This window comes from Serratia sp. 22278 (assembly GCF_052045405.1).
Lineage (GTDB): Bacteria > Pseudomonadota > Gammaproteobacteria > Enterobacterales > Enterobacteriaceae > Serratia > Serratia marcescens.
In genome coordinates this window covers 37,955-56,774 of sequence record NZ_JBQEOW010000014.1, presented here as the reverse complement: position 1 = coordinate 56,774, position 18,820 = coordinate 37,955, and the positions used below count along the sequence as shown (strand labels likewise).

21 protein-coding genes are annotated in these 18,820 nt (G+C 57.8%); 12 read left to right on the top strand and 9 right to left on the bottom strand.

Features of this window, described 5'->3' with window-relative positions; genetic code table 11:
- The first annotated feature begins 1 nt into the window (after position 1).
- The 3 genes from rfaC to ACTJJ6_RS20440 are packed head-to-tail and all read left to right on the top strand — an operon-like array spanning position 2 to position 3,028.
- The gene (gene rfaC, locus ACTJJ6_RS20450) at positions 2–973 is read left to right on the top strand and encodes a lipopolysaccharide heptosyltransferase RfaC (RefSeq protein ID WP_016929694.1); all 972 of its coding nucleotides are present in this window, start codon (positions 2–4) and stop codon (positions 971–973) included.
- On the top strand, positions 973–1,875 hold the full coding sequence (locus ACTJJ6_RS20445; protein ID WP_440804375.1) for a sugar glycosyltransferase: 903 nt from the start codon (positions 973–975) through the stop codon (positions 1,873–1,875). The genes rfaC and ACTJJ6_RS20445 overlap by 1 nt, the downstream gene beginning before the upstream one ends.
- On the top strand, positions 1,859–3,028 hold the full coding sequence (locus ACTJJ6_RS20440) for an O-antigen ligase family protein (protein ID WP_440804372.1): 1,170 nt from the start codon (positions 1,859–1,861) through the stop codon (positions 3,026–3,028). Before ACTJJ6_RS20445 ends, ACTJJ6_RS20440 begins: the two co-directional genes overlap by 17 nt.
- 44 nt (positions 3,029–3,072) lie before the next feature.
- On the opposite strand, the gene ACTJJ6_RS20435 is transcribed toward ACTJJ6_RS20440, so the two are convergent.
- Both ACTJJ6_RS20435 and ACTJJ6_RS20430 read right to left on the bottom strand, forming a co-directional pair.
- A complete protein-coding gene (locus ACTJJ6_RS20435) occupies positions 3,073–4,167 on the bottom strand; it encodes a glycosyltransferase family 9 protein (protein WP_049299569.1) in 1,095 nt (364 codons plus the stop codon).
- A 6-nt stretch (positions 4,168–4,173) separates the two neighbouring features.
- Entirely contained in the window at positions 4,174–5,130 is a 957-nt protein-coding gene (locus tag ACTJJ6_RS20430) for a polysaccharide deacetylase family protein (protein WP_016929690.1), read from the bottom strand.
- 210 nt (positions 5,131–5,340) lie between these two features.
- On the opposite strand from ACTJJ6_RS20430, the gene rfaQ reads away from it, so the two are divergent.
- The 3 genes from rfaQ to ACTJJ6_RS20415 are packed head-to-tail and all read left to right on the top strand — an operon-like array spanning position 5,341 to position 8,650.
- On the top strand, positions 5,341–6,423 hold the full coding sequence (gene rfaQ / locus ACTJJ6_RS20425; RefSeq protein ID WP_049299568.1) for a putative lipopolysaccharide heptosyltransferase III: 1,083 nt from the start codon (positions 5,341–5,343) through the stop codon (positions 6,421–6,423).
- Positions 6,420–7,547, top strand: a complete 1,128-nt coding sequence (locus tag ACTJJ6_RS20420) for a glycosyltransferase family 4 protein (RefSeq protein WP_016929688.1) — start codon at positions 6,420–6,422, stop codon at positions 7,545–7,547. The genes rfaQ and ACTJJ6_RS20420 overlap by 4 nt, the downstream gene beginning before the upstream one ends.
- 2 nt (positions 7,548–7,549) lie before the next feature.
- Positions 7,550–8,650, top strand: a complete 1,101-nt coding sequence (locus tag ACTJJ6_RS20415) for a glycosyltransferase (RefSeq protein ID WP_079450581.1) — start codon at positions 7,550–7,552, stop codon at positions 8,648–8,650.
- A gap of 44 nt (positions 8,651–8,694) precedes the next feature.
- On the opposite strand, the gene ACTJJ6_RS20410 is transcribed toward ACTJJ6_RS20415, so the two are convergent.
- Entirely contained in the window at positions 8,695–9,708 is a 1,014-nt protein-coding gene (locus ACTJJ6_RS20410; RefSeq protein WP_016929686.1) for a glycosyltransferase family 9 protein, read from the bottom strand.
- Between the two features lie 125 nt (positions 9,709–9,833).
- On the opposite strand from ACTJJ6_RS20410, the gene waaA reads away from it, so the two are divergent.
- Genes waaA through coaD form a run of 3 tightly spaced genes read left to right on the top strand, consistent with a single transcriptional unit; the run spans position 9,834 to position 12,374 of the window.
- Positions 9,834–11,111, top strand: a complete 1,278-nt coding sequence (gene waaA / locus ACTJJ6_RS20405) for a lipid IV(A) 3-deoxy-D-manno-octulosonic acid transferase (protein ID WP_016929685.1) — start codon at positions 9,834–9,836, stop codon at positions 11,109–11,111.
- Positions 11,112–11,885: a glycosyltransferase family 2 protein gene (locus ACTJJ6_RS20400; RefSeq protein ID WP_016929684.1), complete on the top strand. Its 774-nt coding sequence runs from the start codon at positions 11,112–11,114 to the stop codon at positions 11,883–11,885.
- Between the two features lie 3 nt (positions 11,886–11,888).
- On the top strand, positions 11,889–12,374 hold the full coding sequence (coaD, locus tag ACTJJ6_RS20395; protein ID WP_004931181.1) for a pantetheine-phosphate adenylyltransferase: 486 nt from the start codon (positions 11,889–11,891) through the stop codon (positions 12,372–12,374).
- A gap of 3 nt (positions 12,375–12,377) precedes the next feature.
- Here the strand turns inward: coaD and mutM are convergent, their stop codons facing one another.
- From mutM to radC, 4 genes are all read right to left on the bottom strand, one after another.
- Entirely contained in the window at positions 12,378–13,193 is an 816-nt protein-coding gene (gene mutM, locus ACTJJ6_RS20390; protein ID WP_028128080.1) for a bifunctional DNA-formamidopyrimidine glycosylase/DNA-(apurinic or apyrimidinic site) lyase, read from the bottom strand.
- 81 nt (positions 13,194–13,274) lie between these two features.
- Positions 13,275–13,442 (bottom strand): 50S ribosomal protein L33, encoded by a 168-nt coding sequence (gene rpmG, locus ACTJJ6_RS20385; RefSeq protein WP_002442576.1) that lies wholly within the window; start codon positions 13,440–13,442, stop codon positions 13,275–13,277.
- A gap of 11 nt (positions 13,443–13,453) precedes the next feature.
- Positions 13,454–13,690 (bottom strand): 50S ribosomal protein L28, encoded by a 237-nt coding sequence (rpmB, locus tag ACTJJ6_RS20380; protein ID WP_004931195.1) that lies wholly within the window; start codon positions 13,688–13,690, stop codon positions 13,454–13,456.
- Positions 13,691–13,952: 262 nt separating this feature from the next.
- A complete protein-coding gene (gene radC, locus ACTJJ6_RS20375; protein WP_016929682.1) occupies positions 13,953–14,636 on the bottom strand; it encodes a RadC family protein in 684 nt (227 codons plus the stop codon).
- Between the two features lie 183 nt (positions 14,637–14,819).
- Here radC and coaBC point away from each other — a divergent pair, with 183 nt between their 5' ends.
- The 3 genes from coaBC (at position 14,820) to slmA (ending at position 17,320) form a co-directional block, all read left to right on the top strand.
- Positions 14,820–16,037, top strand: coding sequence for a bifunctional phosphopantothenoylcysteine decarboxylase/phosphopantothenate--cysteine ligase CoaBC (gene coaBC, locus ACTJJ6_RS20370; protein WP_079450593.1), 1,218 nt, complete (start codon positions 14,820–14,822; stop codon positions 16,035–16,037).
- A complete protein-coding gene (gene dut, locus ACTJJ6_RS20365; RefSeq protein ID WP_016929680.1) occupies positions 16,015–16,473 on the top strand; it encodes a dUTP diphosphatase in 459 nt (152 codons plus the stop codon). Before coaBC ends, dut begins: the two co-directional genes overlap by 23 nt.
- A gap of 250 nt (positions 16,474–16,723) precedes the next feature.
- Positions 16,724–17,320, top strand: coding sequence for a nucleoid occlusion factor SlmA (slmA, locus tag ACTJJ6_RS20360; RefSeq protein ID WP_025304700.1), 597 nt, complete (start codon positions 16,724–16,726; stop codon positions 17,318–17,320).
- Between the two features lie 31 nt (positions 17,321–17,351).
- Here slmA and pyrE read toward each other — a convergent pair whose 3' ends face one another.
- A complete protein-coding gene (pyrE, locus tag ACTJJ6_RS20355; protein WP_004931204.1) occupies positions 17,352–17,993 on the bottom strand; it encodes an orotate phosphoribosyltransferase in 642 nt (213 codons plus the stop codon).
- A gap of 96 nt (positions 17,994–18,089) precedes the next feature.
- The gene (rph, locus tag ACTJJ6_RS20350) at positions 18,090–18,806 is read right to left on the bottom strand and encodes a ribonuclease PH (RefSeq protein ID WP_025160305.1); all 717 of its coding nucleotides are present in this window, start codon (positions 18,804–18,806) and stop codon (positions 18,090–18,092) included.
- Positions 18,807–18,820 lie beyond the last annotated feature (14 nt).

The window sequence follows — 18,820 nt, the reverse complement described above, 5'->3', positions numbered from 1 at the left end:
CATGCAGGTGTTAATTGTAAAAACCTCCTCGATGGGGGACGTGCTGCATACACTGCCCGCCCTGACCGACGCGCTGCAGGCCATTCCCGATATCCGCTTCGACTGGGTGGTGGAAGAAGGCTTCAGCCAAATCCCCACCTGGCACCCGGCGGTAGATCGCGTGATCCCGGTGGCCATTCGCCGCTGGCGAAAAAATTGGTTCGGCAACGACACTCGGCAACAGCGCTGCGACTTCAAACGCGCGCTGCAAGAACGCCGTTACGACGTGGTGATCGACGCGCAGGGCCTGATCAAAAGCGCCGCGCTAATCACGCGCATCGCCAAAGGCAACAAACATGGCCCGGACTGCAAGAGCGCGCGCGAACCGTTCGCCAGCTGGTTCTACAATGTGCGCCATGAGATAGACAAGCAGCAGCACGCGGTGGAGCGCACGCGCGAACTGTTCGCCAAAAGCCTTGGCTACGACAAGCCAGGCAGCTACGGCGATTACGCCATCGCCGCACGCTTTCTCAGCCGCCCGCCGGCCGATGCCGGGCAGTATTTGGTGTTTTTGCACGCGACAACCCGTGACGATAAGCATTGGCCGGAGCAAAACTGGCGTGAGCTGATCTCACTGACGGCGGACAGCGGGCTGAAGATCAAACTGCCGTGGGGAGCAGAGCATGAACATCAGCGCGCGCTGCGCTTGGCGGAAGGTTTTTCACATGTCGAAGTGCTGCCGAAGCTCAGCCTGCAGCAGGTGGCCGAGGTGCTGGCCGGCGCCAGGGGCGTGGTCTCGGTCGACACCGGGCTCAGCCATTTGACCGCCGCGCTCGACAAACCGAACATCACGCTGTTCGGGCCGACCGATCCCGGTCTGATCGGCGGCTACGGGCAAAATCAATACGCCTGTCGGCCAGAGCAGAGCAACAGCATGGCAGACATTTCCGCTCAGAAGGTGATGACGCTGATTCACGACAGGGTGCCGGTATAATGGGAACATTCTTCAAGCAAATATATCGTTATACGCATGCGCGCCCTTATAGGCATAACGAAAACCTCTGGCCTTACGTCAAGATAAAACGTGCCGCCAGCGGAGAGATCGTCGAGTTGAATTACCGTCGGCAGCGCGTGCCGCTCGTGAAATTGGCCGATCTGAAAGCGCGTTTCTCTGGCGATATATTGCTGACTGCCACCGGCCCCTCGGTGAAGAATCTCCACCTGGAAAAATTCCCGGCCATGCCTGCCATGGGCGTTAACGGCGCCTATTATCTGCATGATCAGGTAGATTTTAGATTCTATGTCATTGTTGATATGGGTTTTATCGATAAAAAGGCGGAAATAATCGGCGATATCATCACCGACTCTCGCCTGACGCTTTTCACGACGGTGCACGGCGTGGCTAAAATCATCGACAGATTCAGCCTGGAGAAAGTGAAGTGCCGTTTGGCAGTGATTGAAGATGCCGCCTTTAAAATCTACCAAGCCAGAATAGTCAACAAAGAACTGTGGGCGGCCTATCACGATAACAATAACGTCACGTTTGCCGCCGACAGACAGGATATCGCTTTTAGCCACGACATTCGCCACGGCGTCTTCGATGCTGGCACTGTCGCCTACTGGGCGCTGCAAATTCTAACGTTCTTGGGTTTCGAACAGGTGTATATCATTGGGTTGGATATGAACAACTTTCACCAACCCCGTTTTTATGAAGCAGCGGAAAATAAGCTGCCAACCGAGTTGGAGGACAAAATCACCAGTCTGATCATGCCGTCGCTGAGCCATGCCAGCAAAATGATGAAAGCCAAGAACATCATGGTAAAGAACCTTTCTGTCGCCAGCGCAGTCAGCAATGACATTTTCGACAAGATCAATCCCGATGAAATTTTCAAATAACGCTTTTCAGCCACGGCAACTTTATGTCGTGTTCCTGTTTCTGTTTTCTTTTTTCAGCGCTATTTTTTGTGGCTATACAAAAGTGAATAATCTGTTTCACCTTGCCGCAATTTTTTTCACGATCGCGCTGTATCGCAATGCAGATCTTCGGCTAACCTTTTCGCTGAATCATGAAGTCCGCCGCGGGCTGGGTCTGATTGCAGCGATGTTATGCTACTTCGCTTTCAGCAATCTTTGGTCTAACGATCCGGCCAATATCGAATCAACCCTGACGCACAGCGTTTACCTGCTGCTTTATCTGTCCATGCTGATCAGAGTGCTTAACGGCGCAAAACGCGATTTGCTGTTTACCGTCATCACGCTGGGGCTCACTCTCCTGTGCCTGTATTCGCTCGTTTTTGATCACCAAGAAATTCTAGTCAGCCGGCAGGTCTCGAAAAGCAATCCGGGTCCCGGAAACGTCATTGATTTAGCGGGAATGGCAGGGATCGGCATCTTCCTCAGCCTGATCGTATTTCGCGAGAAGCGGCGCCTGGTTATTCTGGCCGTCATACCCATTCTGCTCGGCACCATGCTGCTGACCCAAAGTCGCGGACCGATGATTTCCCTGCTTATTGCCTTGCTGGTCACGCAATCCTATAGGCACTTAAAACTGAAGCACGCCGCTTATTTTCTCATCGCGCTGGTCGCGGTTAGTGCAGTTATTTTATCTTCAGAAATAGGGCAATTGCTGCTGACCCGTTTCGAAGAAATGTATACCCAAAGCTCCCTTCGCCTGAGCATCTGGCACCATATTTTCGAGCTGGTCGGCCAAAGTCCTTACTTTGGTTATGGATTCAACTATGAGCTGTCTTTCACCAATTATTCCGGTGAGTATATACGCACCACCCACAGTCTCTATTGGGGGGCGTTACTGAAAGGCGGTATCGTGGGTCTGGCACTGTTCATGGCGGTATTGAGCTATAGCGGCTTGCTGGCCCTGCGGCGCCTGCGCGACGGCATGCGTCTGGAAGCCGCGCTGTTTATCTTTATTCTGCTGTTTTACACATCGCAGGGGATGTTCGTGGTAGGTAATCCGTCTGAATCCTGGTACTTATTCTGGTTCCCGTTGGCGGTGATCATGACGACCAGAGTGAAAGCCAACGCCGGTTAACTGCCCGGGGCGGTTCTATAGGCCGCCCCGGATTTTCAGCAATCTTATGCGGCACCGAGACTCAACATGACCTTCTCCATTACCTTCTGACTGGTGATAATGCTTAAAGGTTGCCGGCGCTGTATATCGCTCAGTTGCTGCGTCTCCGTTGGTACGTGCATGACCTGATGCAGCTCAGGGTTCTGATAAGGACCCGTTTGTTTCGGATCGGCGGTCACGAACAGGCTGACAGTTTTGGTTTTCAGCGCAATGGCCAAATGCAATGGCCCGGTATCACCGGTAACCAGCACATCCATATTGTCCATCACCCCCAACAATTGCGGCAACGTCGTTTTGCCAATATAACTGGCCACCCGACTCTGTTCTTCCGCCGTTAAACCCGCCATAAATTCACGCTCTATCACTTGCTCTTTTGGTGCACCGATCAAGGTAATTTGATACTCCGTCGAATGCGCCAGCAACATTTTCGCCAGGCCGATAAAGTGGCTAACCGGCCAACAACGCAAGGGCTCAGAAGCCCCCATTTGAAAACCAATCACCACCTTGCCCAATGGTTTCGGCTGTTGAGGAAAATCCACCGGAATAAACATTTCCCGATTCTGCGCATCGCATCCCAATTGGCTAACCAGATCCAGCTTGCGTTGAATCAGGTGGCCTCGATCGCGAATGCTGATGCCGGTCAACCACTGCTCCATACCGCTCAAATCGTTTTTATAGACATCTTTAAATAAGTACTCGCAGCCGGAACAGATCGCCGTGATAACATCATAGGGCGCTTTCGAATGCAGTATCACCGCCAACTGCGGGCGATTCTTTTTCAATCGACGGATGACACCGAGCATATCCTTGGCTTTGTGATCCCAATAAATGACGTCGGAAAAATAGCTGCTGGTTCCGACTAAACCGCCATTCTTGTAGCTGGATACCAACGTGAGTTTAGCGCGGGGATAACGTTCACGGATCGCACGGATCGCCGGGGTATTGAACATCAAATCGCCCAACGCGGTTGTCGAAAAAATAGCAATGCGCTCAAAATCGCGATTTTTATCAAACGAGCGCTTATCTTTGTAGTTACCGCCAAACTTCGTATAAAACCGGAGACAAGCGTTAGCCAGCTTGACTTTCCATTGTTTCGACATATTGGTTTAATTCGCTTTAAGTTGATAATACTCGGCCAGCGTCATGCCCACCGTGCGCTGCTGCAGCCAGTCAAACAGCTGCTCCAGATCGCGGTACAGCCCTTCGATATCCTGCTCGGTTTTGAACGTCGGGCTGCCGCCCGGCATAAATTCGGAGGAGTGCAGCATGAATTCAACGTAGTCATGCCCCTGCGCCAGCGATGCCTCAGCCACGCTTATCATCTTGGCCACATTGCCGCCACTCGGCCGCAGCCAGTTGACGGACGGCGAACGCCGCTTGCCGCGCAGCCGGTCATAGCCCTGCTTGAAGGCATTCATCAGCGCCGAATGCTTGTACTGGATGCTCATCGGCACTTCCAGCAGCGACGAAGCGCCCGGTTTGGCGATGTTCTGCGGATCGATGAAATAGGCCTGCGACGGGAACCGGCTGTAATCTGTGCCGCCGTCGCCCTGCGGATTGCCCGGCGAAAACTGCCAGTTGACCCGCGGCGTCACCGAACAGTCCACCTGATAGCCGTATTCCAGCAGCAGCGAGGCATAATATTCGTTGAACGCCCAACGGCCGGCGCGATGACTGAGCATTTTGGTCTGGAAGGCGTCTTCCAGCAGCTTGGTCATGTGATCGACCTTGGCGCGGATCTGATCGGCGGGATACTCGATCAAATAAGGCTTGTGGCGCCAGTCGTCGTCGGTGAGCGGCGCTAGCGGCGGGCTGTTCCAGGCATGCAGGTGCATGCCCACTTCACCCGTGCCGCGAGCGATCACGTCGCGCGCGAACTCGACATAAGCCGGGTCCACCGCCATTTCATAGTTGGTGAGATAAACCGGTTTGAAGGCGTATTTTTCGCACAATGCCTGAAAGCGCGGCAAGAAACGCGTGTTTTCGGTCGCGATGCGATCGTGGTTTTGCCACAGATTATCGCCTTCGGTATCAATGGTGATGAGAAACGCCGGTTTAGTCATGAATATCGAGCCTGATATCAACAGAATGCACTATGTTACGCAGGCCGTTTCGCCAGGGCAAACGACTTTGCTGCCTGGTTTGGACAACGTTGAAGCGCATTCGTCCCCGGCTCGGCGATTTTTTTACGACCAGGCAAGAAAACCTTGCAACAGTAGCCACATGCGATCGTGTCATTTAGAATCAAAGATTGGTTTCCCAGAAAGCGACCCATGATGAACGACGCGCCAGCCCCAACTTCCGCCCCATCCGTACAGCGTATTTTGATCATAAAACTGCGCCATCACGGCGATATGCTGCTGGTCACGCCGGTCATCAGCAGCCTGCGGCAAAACTACCCGCAGGCGCAGATCGATGTGCTGCTGTATCAGGAAACGCAGGAGATGCTGGCCAGTAATCCGGAACTGTCGACGCTGTTCGCCATCGACCGTCAATGGAAAAAACAGGGCGCCCGCGCGCATCTGGGGCACGAACTGGCGCTGCTGCGTCGCCTGAAGGCGCAACGCTACGATCTGGTGGTCAACCTGGCCGATCAGTGGCGCAGCGCCATCCTCACGCGCCTGACCGGTGCGCGTATCCGTCTGGGCTTCGATTTCCCCAAACGCCGCGGCTTCCTGTGGCGCCATTGCCATACGCAGCTGGTGCCGGTCGACAATCACGCCCACCTGCATACCGTCGAACAGAATCTTTCGCTGCTGGCGCCGCTGAACCTGCCCGCGCTCAATGAACATGTGACCATGAGTTACGATCCACAGGATTGGCAGGCTTGTGAGCAACGGTTGCAGAAACAGGGCGTCGCCGGCGGTTATATTGTGGTGCAGCCCACCTCGCGCTGGTTCTTCAAATGCTGGAGCGAAGAGAAAATGGCCGCCACCCTCACCGCCTTGCAGGCCGACGGCCACCAGTTGGTGATCACCTCCGGCCCCGACGCCAGAGAACAAGCCATGGTCGAGCGCATTTTGGCGCTCTGCCCGCCACAGGGTGTGATCTCGTTGGCCGGCCAGCTGACGCTGCGCCAACTGGCCGCCCTGATCGACCACGCCAAACTGTTTATCGGCGTGGATTCAGTGCCTATGCACATGGCCGCCGCGCTGCAAACGCCGTGCGTGGCGCTGTTCGGCCCTTCCAAGCTGACTTTCTGGCGGCCGTGGCAAGCTACCGGCGCCGTGATCTGGGCCGGCGACTTCGGCGAACTGCCCGATCCGGACGCCATCGATACCGGCACCGACGAACGGTATCTCGACCTTATTCCTACAGACGCGGTGATTGCAGCCGCGCGGAGCACGCTGGCATGAAAGCATTTCGTTTGGCGATCGTTCGCCAAAAATACCGCCCGGACGGCGGAGCCGAACGTTTCGTTTCCCGCGCCCTGGAAGCGCTGGAGCAACAGGATCTCGATCTGAACGTCATCACTCGCGAATGGCAGGGTGACGCCAATCCCAACTGGCATATCCACCTGTGCAATCCATTAAAGCTCGGCCGCATCAGCCGCGAACGGGGCTTCGCCGTGGCGGCCAGAGCGCTGTGGCAGAAAGAGCGCTTCGATCTGGTGCAAAGCCACGAGCGCATTCCCGGCTGCGACATCTATCGCGCCGGCGACGGCGTACACCGCCGCTGGCTGCTGCAACGCGCGCGGCTGCTGCCGGAATGGCGCCGCAAGTGGCTGTTCTCCAATCGCTATCACCGCTATGTGATGTGCGCCGAACGCGCCATGTACGCCGCGCCCGAGCTGAAAGCCGTCATCTGCAACGCCGAGATGATCAAGCAGGAAATCATCGCCGACTTTGGCGTGCCCGCCGACAAGATCACGGTGATCTATAACGCCATCGACAATCAAAAATTCCCGCCCGCCGACGAGGCCCAGCGTCAACGTCTGCGCGAGCAATATCAGATCCCGCAACAGGCGCACTGCCTGATCTTCGTCGGCTCCGGCTTTGAGCGCAAAGGGCTGGCCGCCGCCATCCGCGCCGTGGCGGCGACCGACAGCCACCTCCTGGTGGTCGGTAAAGACAAAGCCGAAAAACGCTATCGGGCGCTGGCGCAGTCGCTGGGCTGCGGCGATCGCATTCACTTTATGGGCGTGCAGAAGCAGACCCTGCCGTTCTATCAGGCCGCGGACGCGCTGCTGCTGCCGACGCTGTACGATCCATTCCCGAATGTGATTCTGGAAGCCATGTCATGCGGCCTGCCGGTTATCACCAGCACCACCTGCGGCGGCGCCGAGTTTATCACCCCAGGCCAGAACGGCTTCGTGACCGACGCGCTCGATGTACCGGCCATCACGGAGGCTATTCGGGCACTGCCGCGCCAGGCGCTGGGCTCATCCATGGGCGAAGCGGCGAGATTGCGCATTATGACGGCTACGCCGGCGCATCTGTCCGAACAGCTCATTTCCCTCTATAACCGGTTACTGGATTAGCTATGCGTATTCTGATGATCATCGATGGTCTGCCGGGCGGCGGCGCGGAAAAAGTGGTGCTGACCCTGTGTCAGGGCATGCAGCAACAGGGGCATGACGTCAGTCTGATCTCGCTGCGCGACGTCTGCAATTACCCTATCCCGTCAGGCATTGATTATCAGGTGGTAGCCGATCGCAGCCGTGCCCCCTGGCGCAAGCTGACCGAGCTGCCGCGCCGCGCCGCCGCGCTGGATCGCGCGATAGCCGAACACGAGCGCCAACGCGGCGCGTTCGATCTGGTGTTCTCCAACCTGCATAAAACCGATCGCATCGTCAGCCGCAGCAAGCGGCTGGCTTCGGACCGTCTGTGGTTCTGCATTCACGGCATTCTCTCCACCTCCTACCTCGGCCACCGCAAGGGTCTGGATCGCTGGCTGAAGCAACGCAAAATCGCCAACGTTTACCAGGGGAGAAATATCGTCGCCGTTTCACAGGCGGTCGGCGACGATCTGCAGCGGAACTTGCCGATCCGCCCGCGCCGCCTGGCGGTCATCAACAATCCGTTTGACCTCGACGCCATCCGGCAACAGGCGGCGGCGCCTTGCGAACTGGCCGGCCAGGACTATCTGGTGCACGTCGGCCGCTTTCACGCCACCAAGCGGCATGACCGCCTGCTGAAAGCCTATGCGCTCTCCGGCATTCAGGCGCCGCTGGCCTTGATCGGCACCGGGGATGACGCCCGCGTCGCCGAGGTCAAGCGTCTGGCGGCAGACTTGGGCATCGCAGAGCGCGTGCTGTTCCTCGGTTTCCAGACCAATCCCTATCCGTTTATCCGCCATGCCTCGCTGTTGGTGCTCAGTTCCGATAGCGAAGGGTTTGGCAATGTGCTGGTAGAATCGCTGTTGTGCGACACGCCGGTGGTCAGCACCCGCTGTCCGGGCGGCCCTGCGGAAATTCTGGAAAAAGCCGGCATGGCTAACGCGTTAGCGGAATTAAACGAAGCGTCGCTGGCAGAAAAAATGGCGGAAATTTACGCCAACCCGCCACAGATAAATCAACAGCAATTGCTGAGCTACGGGCTTGAGCCTATTTGCCATCAATATATTGAGCTGAAAGAAAAATAATAAAAAAATAAATAAGGCAGGGGATGCCTGCCTTATTTTCTTCGTTAGTTGAGCGCCTGCATTTTCTGCCAAACCTCATCGACAGAAACATCTTCACAGTGCCCCGACTCGCTCTGCAAAATATGATGACGGCCGGTCCATGGATGCCAGGACGTTTTATCGGTATCGCCAAAGAACACCACCATGTCCTTATTCAACGCAGCGGCAAGATGCATCTGCCCACCGTCGCTGCACAGCACCCGGTCGCATAAATCAAACCCGCCCAACAGCTCGCGCACCGACGCCGTCGGATAAAGCGCGACGCGTTCGTTTTGGCACAGCGCCAGCAGCTGTTCGGCGCGCTGCTGATCGCCGACGTCGTCCGGCGCCAGCGTGCCCTGCGGCGACCAAAAGATCAGCACGCCGGTGTGGGGATCGGCGGTCAGACGGTTGATGATTTCGGCATAGCGTTCAACCGGCCAGCGTCTTTTCGGGCTGCGGCTGCTGATATGCACGGCGCATACCCGTTCGACCGACGGCAGACGTTCCTGCAGCCGCTGCGCCGCCAATTGCCGCTCTTCAGGCGTCAGGAATACCCGCACCGGCGGGATCGGAATGGATTGATCGGTGATCGCCGATAAATAGCTGTAGGTGTGTTCGACCTGATGGAGGCCGCGGAAATCGTCCTTGCGGAACGGGCGATGAATATCTTTCGTGCCCAGATCGGCGCCGATGATATGGGTGGCGCCGGCCATTTTCGCTAAACGCAGGCTGTATTTGCATGGCACCGGGTTGGCCAGAATAACCGCATCGAACTTTATTTTGCGCAGCTTCAGGAAGATCATCAGACGTTCGAAATAAACGCCCAACGTCGTTTCATTTTTCGCCTTGTGCTTGGCCTTTTTATAGACAAAGACTTTCTCGAGATGAGGGTTGTTTTTAACAACGTCCTGGCTGACTTTATTGATCAGCAGATAAACTTTTGCGTCTGGATAGGCAATTTTCACCCCTTCAATCAGAGGCGTGGTACAAACAAGATCGCCGATGTTGTCGCGGCGAATAATTAAAATATTCTTCATTCCGAGCCTATCGGCGAAATCGCTCGCCGGTTGTCTGAAACTGACACCCAAGGTTACCAAATTAGCGCCTTTCCCTTCCAGTTATGGTACTATTCCGAATAACCCATATAAATGAAATTGATAGAATGTTGCTGCGTTTATATCAGGTACTACTCTACCTCATCCAACCCCTGATCTGGCTCCGCTTACTGCTGCGCAGCCGCAAAGCTCCAGCCTACCGTAAACGCTGGGCGGAACGCTATGGCTTCTGCGCCGGGAAAGTCGTGCCGGGCGGCATCATGCTGCATTCCGTCTCCGTCGGCGAAACGCTGGCGGCCATCCCGCTGGTGCGGGCGCTGCGCCATCGTTACCCCGCTTTGCCGATAACTGTGACCACAATGACCCCTACAGGTTCAGAACGCGTCCAGTCCGCTTTCGGCAAAGACGTGCATCATGTCTATCTGCCCTACGATCTGCCCGGTTCCATGAACCGCTTCCTCGACCAGGTGAATCCCAAGCTGGTGATCATCATGGAAACCGAGCTGTGGCCTAACCTGATCAACGCGCTGCATCAGCGGCAAATCCCTCTGGTGATCGCCAATGCGCGCCTGTCGGCCCGCTCCGCCGCCGGCTATAAGAAAATTGGCGGATTCATGCGCGATATGCTGCGCCGCATTACGCTGATCGCCGCACAGAACCAGGAAGACGGCGATCGGTTTATCGAACTGGGCCTGAAACGCTCGCAGCTGGCCGTAACCGGCAGCCTGAAATTCGATATCTCCGTCACCCCGGAACTGGCCGCCCGCGCCGTTACGCTGCGCCGCCAATGGGCGCCGCGCCGCCCGGTGTGGATCGCCACCAGCACCCATGACGGTGAAGAAACCATCCTGCTGGAAGCGCACCGCAAGCTGCTGGAAAAACACCCCGACCTGCTGCTGATCCTGGTGCCGCGTCACCCGGAACGCTTCCCGACCGCCAAGGAGCTGGTGCAGAAAGCCGGCTTCAGCTACACCCTGCGCAGCAGCGGCGAAATCCCGTCTGGCAGCACCCAAGTGGTGATCGGCGATACCATGGGCGAACTGATGCTGCTGTACGGCATCGCCGATCTGGCCTTTGTCGGCGGCAGCCTGGTGGAACGCGGCGGGCACAACCCGCTGGAAGCCGCCGCGCACGCCATCCCGGTGCTGATGGGCCCGCATACCTTCAACTTTAAAGACATCTGCGCCAAGCTCTCGCAGGCCGAAGGCCTGATCACCGTGGCCGACGTGGATTCGCTGGTGAAGGAAGTGGAAACCCTGTTGACTGACGAAGATTACCGTCGCTACTACGGCCGCCATGCGGTGGAAGTGCTGTATCAGAATCAGGGAGCGTTGCAGCGCCTGCTGCAGCTGCTTGAACCGCATCTGCCGCCCCGGAGCCACTGAATGAGCAGCCGCAAAAGCCTGTCGGTGGTGATGATCGCCAAAAACGAAGCCGGGCTGTTGCCGGACTGTCTGCGCTCGGTCGAGTGGGCCGATGAAATCATCGTGCTGGACTCCGGCAGCGAGGACGACAGCGTCGCCGTCGCCGAAAGCCTGGGCGCCAAAGTCTTCACGCACACCGACTGGCAAGGATTCGGCAAGCAGCGTCAGCTGGCGCAAAGCTACGCCAGCCATGACTACGTTTTGATGATCGACGCCGACGAACGCGTCACGCCCGAACTGCGGCAATCCATCGAACGGGTGTTGAACGCGCCGGACGACGGCGCCGTCTACAGCTGTGCGCGGCGCAACCTGTTCCTTGGCCGCTTCATGCGCCACAGCGGCTGGTATCCCGACCGCGTCAACCGCCTGTACGCCAACCCACGCTATCGCTATAACGACGATCTGGTGCACGAGTCGCTGAACATCGGCGACGCCAAAGTCATCCCCCTCAGCGGCGATATGCTGCACCTGACCTGCCGCGACTTCTTCGCCTTCCAGCGCAAACAGCTGCGCTATGCCGAAGAGTGGGCCACACAGCGTCATCGAGCCGGCAAGCGTTGCGGCTATCTGTCTATCCTGACCCACACGCTCGGCGCCTTCGTCAAAACCTGGCTGCTGCGCGCCGGCTTCCTGGATGGCAAACAGGGGTTGCTGTTGGCGGTGGTCAACGCGCAATATACCTTCAATAAATATGCCGCATTATGGGCATTGGGCCGCAACTACTCAGAGAAGTGAATCATGACCAGCAAAGCCATCTATCCCGGGACGTTCGATCCCATGACCAACGGCCACCTGGATTTAGTGACGCGCGCGTCGCTGATGTTCGATCACGTGATTCTGGCCATCGCCGCCAGCCCAAGCAAAAAGCCGCTGTTTAGCCTGGATGAGCGCGTGGCGTTGGCTACGCAGGTCACCTCGCATCTGGACAATGTGGAAGTACTGGGCTTCAGCGAGCTGATGGCGCACTTTGCCGCTCACCAGAATGCCAACATCCTGGTGCGCGGCCTGCGTGCGGTGTCTGACTTTGAATACGAACTGCAGTTGGCGAACATGAACCGCCATTTGATGCCGACGCTGGAAAGCGTGTTCCTGATGCCTTCCGAAGAGTGGTCGTTCATCTCCTCCTCACTGGTGAAGGAGGTCGCGCGTCACGGCGGCGATATTGCGCCTTTCCTGCCTGATGTGGTGACGCAAGCGCTGATGGCGAAGCTCGCCGCCGAGTGATGCTCAGCGCTGGCAGCGCCGGCAAAAGAAGGTGCTGCGCTGCCCGTGCTTGGCGGATTCGATCGGCGTGCCGCACGCGCGGCAAGGTTCTCCCGCCCGCCCGTAAACCTGCAACTCCTGCGCGAAATACCCCGGTTTGCCGTCCGACTGCAAAAAGTCGCGCAATGTCGTGCCACCCTGCTCGATAGAGCGCTGCAACACCGCCTTGATGGTCTTCGCCAGCAGTTCCGCTTCGGCTTTGCTCAACGAGCCCGCCGGACGATCGGGCAGGATCCCGGCGCTGAACAGCGATTCGCTGGCGTAAATGTTACCGACGCCGACCACCAGCTTGTTATCCATCAGCCACGGTTTGATCAGCGTGCGCTTATTGCGTGATTTTTCATACAGGTAGTCGCCGTTGAACGCTTCGCTCAGCGGTTCCGGCCCCAGATGCGCCAACACGCTGCTGGTCGCCAGGTCTTCGCACCACAGCCAGGCGCCGAAACGGCGCGGATCGGTATAGCGCAGGATCATGCCGTTGCTGATCACCAGATCGACGTGGTCGTGTTTGCCGGCCTCGTCTTCGTTTTCCTCGCGCAGCATGCGCAGGCTGCCCGACATGCCCAGGTGCACGATAATCCAACCGTTCTCCAGCTCGATCAGCAGGTATTTGGCCCGGCGCTGCACGCTGAGCACCGGCCGATCGCTCAGCGTCAGGATCTGTTCGGAAACCGGCCAGCGCAGGCGCGCGTTGCGCACCACCGCATACTGAATGCTGTGGCCGACAAGATAAGGCTCTATACCGCGTCTGCTCGTCTCAACTTCCGGTAATTCAGGCATCTGGCTTCCCCTCCGACGTTTTCTACCCTTTATAAAACAAAAAACCCGGCCAAGGCCGGGTTTTTCATTAATCCACTAAAATTATTTAATTTTAGCTTCTTTGTATACTACGTGCTGACGGACAACTGGATCGAATTTCTTCAGTTCCAATTTTTCCGGCTTAGTACGCTTGTTCTTCGTGGTGGTATAGAAGTGACCAGTACCAGCAGAAGAAACCAGCTTGATCTTCTCGCGAACACCTTTAGCCATGATTCAGTTCCTTAATACTTCTCACCACGGGCACGCAGATCGGCCAGAACCGTCTCAATACCCTTCTTATCGATAACACGCATACCTTTAGCAGATACACGCAGAGTTACAAAGCGCTTCTCAGCCTCAACCCAAAAACGGTGTGAGTGCAGGTTAGGCAGAAAACGGCGTTTGGTCGCGTTCATTGCGTGGGAACGGTTGTTACCGCTCACCGGGCGCTTGCCAGTAACTTGGCAGACTCGGGACATGTCTATTCTCCAAAAATCAAATCAGCTCGAGCTTCGTATAGGGTATGGCCGCCTCGTCAGGCTTTTAGAGCCCATCTCAGCAAACTTCATACTGAGGAGACTCTCGTCATCAGGTAGAAACCACACATCAGGTCAGAAACCTGCTGAGATAGGCTCTTGCGCCAAACCCAAGATTCTCAAAGGTGGCGTAGTATACGCTCTGAAGCGTAAGTGCTCAAGTCCCGAACAGCTAAAGATCCCACAAGGATCGCGAAAAAATCGCTTAAAGCCATCCGCGCTCGGCAAAAGAGACGCATTCACCCCGACCGATCACCAAATGATCAAGCACTCGGATCTCCAATAACTGACAGGCTTTCACCACCTGTTCCGTTATTAAACGGTCGGCATGACTGGGTTCAGCCTTACCCGAAGGGTGATTATGCGCGAGAATCAGCGCGGCGGCATTAGCCTTCAACGCTTCACGCACAATTTCTCTCGGGTAGACGACGACGCTGCTGATGGTACCAGCAAACATCTCCTGATGGCGAATAACCCGGTGCTGATTGTCTAAAAACAATACCAAAAAGACCTCTCGCTCGCGATGCGCCAGCAGGCTTTGCAGATAATGCTGGGTGACGCGCGGATTGAGCATGGCGTTTTCCTGCGACAAATGGCTGGAAAAGAAGCGCAGCGCCAGCTCGGCAATCGCCTGCAGCTGCGTATAGCTGGCGTCGCCCAGGCCTTTTTGACTGCAAAACGCCTGATGATCGGCCGACATCAGGTGGTAAAGCGAGCCGAACCGGCGCAGCAGCTGCTCCGCCAGCTGCATCACGTGCACGCCGGGCAACCCGGTGCGCAAGAAAATGGCCAACAGCTCCGCGTCGGACAGCGCCGCGGCCCCCTGCATCAACAGCTTTTCACGCGGCGCCAGCGCGCCCGGCCAGCACGCCACAGTCGGGTTGCTCATCGTGTTCCTCCCTGAAAGGGCTACAGCATGCCACGCGCCGCCCGGCGCGTTCGACAGGTGTTTGATAACATTGCGAAGTGTTTCGCAAAGCACAATGTAACGCCCTGCAGCCATTGCGGAATCACTCACCTGAACGGCGGATATGCTAAAATGGCGCATCTTTCGGCTTTCAATCGGACAATGATGATGACGGGACTTTCCGGCAAACATATTGTGCTTGGCATCAGCGGCGGCATCGCCGCCTACAAATGCCCAGAGCTGGTGCGCCGCCTGCGCGACAGGGGCGCAGAAGTGCGCGTGGTGATGACCCACGCCGCCAAGGCGTTCATTACGCCGCTGACGCTGCAGGCCGTTTCCGGCCACCCGGTGTCCGACGATCTGTTGGATCCCGCCGCCGAAGCCGCCATGGGCCACATCGAACTCGGCAAATGGGCGGATCTGGTGATTCTGGCGCCGGCAACCGCCGATCTGCTGGCGCGCGTCGCCGCCGGCATGGCCAACGATCTGTTGACGACCGTCTGCCTGGCGACCGACGCCCCCATCGCCGCCGCCCCCGCCATGAACCAGCAGATGTATCGCGCCGCCGCCACGCAGGCCAACCTGCAAACGCTGCAGGCGCGCGGCATGCTGCTCTGGGGGCCGGACAGCGGCAGCCAGGCCTGCGGCGACGTCGGCCCGGGCCGCATGCTGGATCCGCTGGACATCGTCGAGCTGGCGAACGGTCATTTCTCCGCCCCGCAGGATCTGCAACATTTGCAGGTTATGATCACCGCCGGCCCAACGCGCGAAGCGCTGGATCCGGTGCGTTTCATCAGCAATCACAGCTCCGGCAAAATGGGTTTCGCCATCGCCCGCGCCGCCGCCGCCCGCGGCGCGCAGGTGACGCTGATCGCCGGGCCGGTGAGCCTGCCGACGCCGCCATCGGTCACCCGAGTGGACGTCACCAGCGCGCTGGAGATGGAACAGGCGGTGCAACAGCGCGCCGCGCAGCAGCAGATTTTCATCTCCTGCGCCGCCGTGGCCGACTACCGCCCCGAGCGGATCGCCGATGAAAAAATAAAAAAACAGGGTGATGAAATCGTCCTCAAGATGGTAAAAAACCCCGATATCGTCGCCGGTGTGGCGGCGATGACCAAAAATCGACCGTTTGTCGTGGGGTTTGCCGCCGAAACCCAGAATGTGGAAGAATACGCGCGGCAAAAACTGGCGCGTAAGAAGCTGGATTTGATTTGCGCTAACGATGTTTCGCTTGCAGAGCACGGGTTCAACAGCGACACCAATGCCCTGCACCTTTTTTGGCAGGATGGAGAAAAGCGCCTGGCGCTGAGCGACAAGGCACTCCTTGGCCAACGTTTAATAGACGAGATAGTCAGCCGTTATGATGAAAAAAATCGACGTTAAGATCCTCGACCCGCGCATCGGTCAGGATTTCCCGCTACCGACCTACGCTACGCCGGGCTCCGCCGGTCTCGACCTGCGCGCCTGTCTGGATAGCGCGGTAGAGCTGGCGCCGGGTGAAACCACGCTGCTGCCTACCGGCCTCGCGATCCACATCGCCGACGCCGGCCTGGCGGCGGTGATCCTGCCGCGCTCAGGCCTCGGCCATAAGCACGGCGTCGTGCTGGGCAACCTGGTCGGCCTGATCGACTCCGATTATCAGGGCCAGCTGATGGTGTCCGTTTGGAACCGCGGCCAGAAGCACTTCACCATCGAGCCGGGCGAACGCATCGCGCAGATGGTCTTCGTGCCTGTGGTGCAGGCCGAATTCAACCTGGTAGAAGAGTTCGACAGCAGCGAACGCGGCGAAGGCGGCTTCGGCCACTCGGGGCGCCACTAAGCGCCACCCAATGCACGAGGGCCGGCAGGGAAACGTCGCCTGAACCTTGCTTTCCGGGGAGAGGGATGTCTCTGCGGCAAGGTTTTACCGCGACAATTGCAGCGCACACCAGGCAGCGCGGAAAAAGGCCGTTAAGGCCGCTGACCCCAGCATCGTAAAAAAGCTATCACATAAGCCGCACAGAGCCTGCTCTGCAGCGGCCGGTGCCCGGGTTTCCGTCAGTTAAGTTTTAGCAAGGGTCTAATCAGACATGGCAGAAAAAGAAAATACGAAAAGGAATCGGCGCGAGGAAATATTGCAGGCGTTAGCCCAGATGCTGGAATCCAGCGACGGCAGCCAACGCATCACCACCGCCAAGCTCGCCGCAAACGTGGGTGTTTCTGAAGCTGCGCTGTACCGGCATTTCCCCAGCAAGACACGGATGTTCGACAGTCTGATCGAGTTTATCGAAGACAGCCTGATCACCCGCATCAACCTGATCTTGCAGGACGAGAAAGAGACGTTCAATCGTCTGCGCCTGATTTTACTGCTGATTCTGGGCTTTGCGGAACGCAACCCGGGGCTGACGCGCATCATGACCGGCCACGCGCTGATGTTTGAACAGGATCGCCTGCAGGGCCGCATCAACCAGCTGTTCGAACGCATCGAGGCGCAGCTGCGTCAGGTGCTGAAAGAGCGCAAATTGCGCGAAGGCAAAGGCTTTATCGTCGATGAAACGCTGTTGGCCAGCCAGTTGCTGGCCTTCTGCGAAGGCATGTTGTCGCGCTATGTGCGTTCGGAATTCCGCTATCGCCCCACACAGGAATTCGACGCCCGCTGGCCGCTGTTGGCGGCACAGCTGCAATAACGAACACGCCGGGCATGCCCGGCGTTGTTATTTATACCCCGTACTGCTCGCGGTAAGCGCGTACCGCCGCCAGGTGGTCCGCCATCTCCGGTTTCTCTTCCAGATAGGCGATCAGATCCTTCAGCGTGACGATTGAAATCACCTTGCAGTGATAGTCGCGCTCCACTTCCTGAATGGCGGAGATATCCGCGCGGCCGCGTTCCTGACGGTCGAGGGAGATCAGCACGCCCGCCAGCGAAGCGCCGCTGGCACCGATGATTTCCATCGACTCGCGGATCGCGGTGCCGGCGGTGATCACATCGTCCACCAGCATCACGCGCCCCTGCAGCGGGCTGCCCACCAGCGAACCGCCTTCGCCGTGAGTCTTGGCCTCCTTGCGGTTAAAGCAGTAAGGCACGTCGCGCTCATGGTGTTCCGCCAGCGCCACCGCCGTGGTGGTGGCGATAGGAATGCCTTTATAGGCCGGGCCAAACAGCAGATCGAAATCGATGCCGGAATCCATCAGGGCTTCAGCGTAGAAGCGCCCCAACAGCGCAAGATCGCGCCCGGTATTAAACAGGCCGGCGTTGAAGAAATACGGGCTGGTGCGGCCGGATTTCAGGGTGAACTCGCCGAATTTCAATACCTGCTTGTTAAGCGCGAACTCGATAAACTGGCGCTGATAGGCTTTCATTACTGCTTCTCCTCGTCTGAATCTGCTTGGGTCTTGTCATTACTGCCGCCCGATCGCCGGGCATAAAAAAGGCGACTTCTCAGTCGCCTTGAAAAATCAGTCCGCCAGCGCCGCTTTCTGCGCCTGGAAGATGGTTTCGATGCCCCCTCGGGCCAGCGCCAACAGCGCCAACAGCTCATCGTGGCTGAACGGCTCGCCTTCGGCGGTGCCCTGCACTTCAATCATGCGGCCGTCTTCCATCATCACTACGTTCATGTCGGTTTCCGCCGCGGAATCTTCCACATACTCCAGATCGCACAGCGCTTCGCCATTGACGATGCCGACGGAAACCGCCGCCACCATGCCCTTCATCGGGTTGGCTTTCAGCTTGCCGTTGGCCACCAGCGTGTTCAGCGCGTCGGCCAGCGCCACGCAGGCGCCGGAGATGGAAGCGGTGCGGGTGCCGCCGTCGGCCTGCAGTACGTCGCAGTCGAGGGTGATGGTGAATTCACCGAGCTTTTTCAGATCCACCGCGGCGCGCAGCGAGCGAGCGATCAGGCGCTGGATCTCCAGCGTGCGGCCACCCTGTTTGCCTTTGGCGGCTTCACGGGCGTTGCGGCTGTGGGTGGAGCGCGGCAGCATGCCGTACTCGGCGGTGATCCAACCTTGCCCCTGGCCTTTCAGGAAGCGCGGAACGCCCTCTTCTACCGTGGCGGTGCACAAGACTTTGGTATCGCCAAACTCAACCAGCACTGAACCTTCAGCGTGTTTGGTATAGTGACGGGTCAGTGTCAGGGGGCGAACTTGCTGTGGTGCTCTGCCTGCAGGACGCATGGGCTCTCTCCGGC

Bases quoted from the DNA above. Each gene is read 5' to 3' on its own strand.
- rfaC (WP_016929694.1), top strand. From the start codon at position 2: ATGCAGGTGTTAATTGTAAAAACCTCCTCGATGGGGGACGTGCTGCAT.
- ACTJJ6_RS20445 (WP_440804375.1), top strand. From the start codon at position 973: ATGGGAACATTCTTCAAGCAAATATATCGTTATACGCATGCGCGCCCT.
- ACTJJ6_RS20440 (WP_440804372.1), top strand. From the start codon at position 1,859: ATGAAATTTTCAAATAACGCTTTTCAGCCACGGCAACTTTATGTCGTG.
- ACTJJ6_RS20435 (WP_049299569.1), bottom strand. From the start codon at position 4,167: ATGTCGAAACAATGGAAAGTCAAGCTGGCTAACGCTTGTCTCCGGTTT.
- ACTJJ6_RS20430 (WP_016929690.1), bottom strand. From the start codon at position 5,130: ATGACTAAACCGGCGTTTCTCATCACCATTGATACCGAAGGCGATAAT.
- rfaQ (WP_049299568.1), top strand. From the start codon at position 5,341: ATGATGAACGACGCGCCAGCCCCAACTTCCGCCCCATCCGTACAGCGT.
- ACTJJ6_RS20420 (WP_016929688.1), top strand. From the start codon at position 6,420: ATGAAAGCATTTCGTTTGGCGATCGTTCGCCAAAAATACCGCCCGGAC.
- ACTJJ6_RS20415 (WP_079450581.1), top strand. From the start codon at position 7,550: ATGCGTATTCTGATGATCATCGATGGTCTGCCGGGCGGCGGCGCGGAA.
- ACTJJ6_RS20410 (WP_016929686.1), bottom strand. From the start codon at position 9,708: ATGAAGAATATTTTAATTATTCGCCGCGACAACATCGGCGATCTTGTT.
- waaA (WP_016929685.1), top strand. From the start codon at position 9,834: ATGTTGCTGCGTTTATATCAGGTACTACTCTACCTCATCCAACCCCTG.
- ACTJJ6_RS20400 (WP_016929684.1), top strand. From the start codon at position 11,112: ATGAGCAGCCGCAAAAGCCTGTCGGTGGTGATGATCGCCAAAAACGAA.
- coaD (WP_004931181.1), top strand. From the start codon at position 11,889: ATGACCAGCAAAGCCATCTATCCCGGGACGTTCGATCCCATGACCAAC.
- mutM (WP_028128080.1), bottom strand. From the start codon at position 13,193: ATGCCTGAATTACCGGAAGTTGAGACGAGCAGACGCGGTATAGAGCCT.
- rpmG (WP_002442576.1), bottom strand. From the start codon at position 13,442: ATGGCTAAAGGTGTTCGCGAGAAGATCAAGCTGGTTTCTTCTGCTGGT.
- rpmB (WP_004931195.1), bottom strand. From the start codon at position 13,690: ATGTCCCGAGTCTGCCAAGTTACTGGCAAGCGCCCGGTGAGCGGTAAC.
- radC (WP_016929682.1), bottom strand. From the start codon at position 14,636: ATGAGCAACCCGACTGTGGCGTGCTGGCCGGGCGCGCTGGCGCCGCGT.
- coaBC (WP_079450593.1), top strand. From the start codon at position 14,820: ATGATGACGGGACTTTCCGGCAAACATATTGTGCTTGGCATCAGCGGC.
- dut (WP_016929680.1), top strand. From the start codon at position 16,015: ATGATGAAAAAAATCGACGTTAAGATCCTCGACCCGCGCATCGGTCAG.
- slmA (WP_025304700.1), top strand. From the start codon at position 16,724: ATGGCAGAAAAAGAAAATACGAAAAGGAATCGGCGCGAGGAAATATTG.
- pyrE (WP_004931204.1), bottom strand. From the start codon at position 17,993: ATGAAAGCCTATCAGCGCCAGTTTATCGAGTTCGCGCTTAACAAGCAG.
- rph (WP_025160305.1), bottom strand. From the start codon at position 18,806: ATGCGTCCTGCAGGCAGAGCACCACAGCAAGTTCGCCCCCTGACACTG.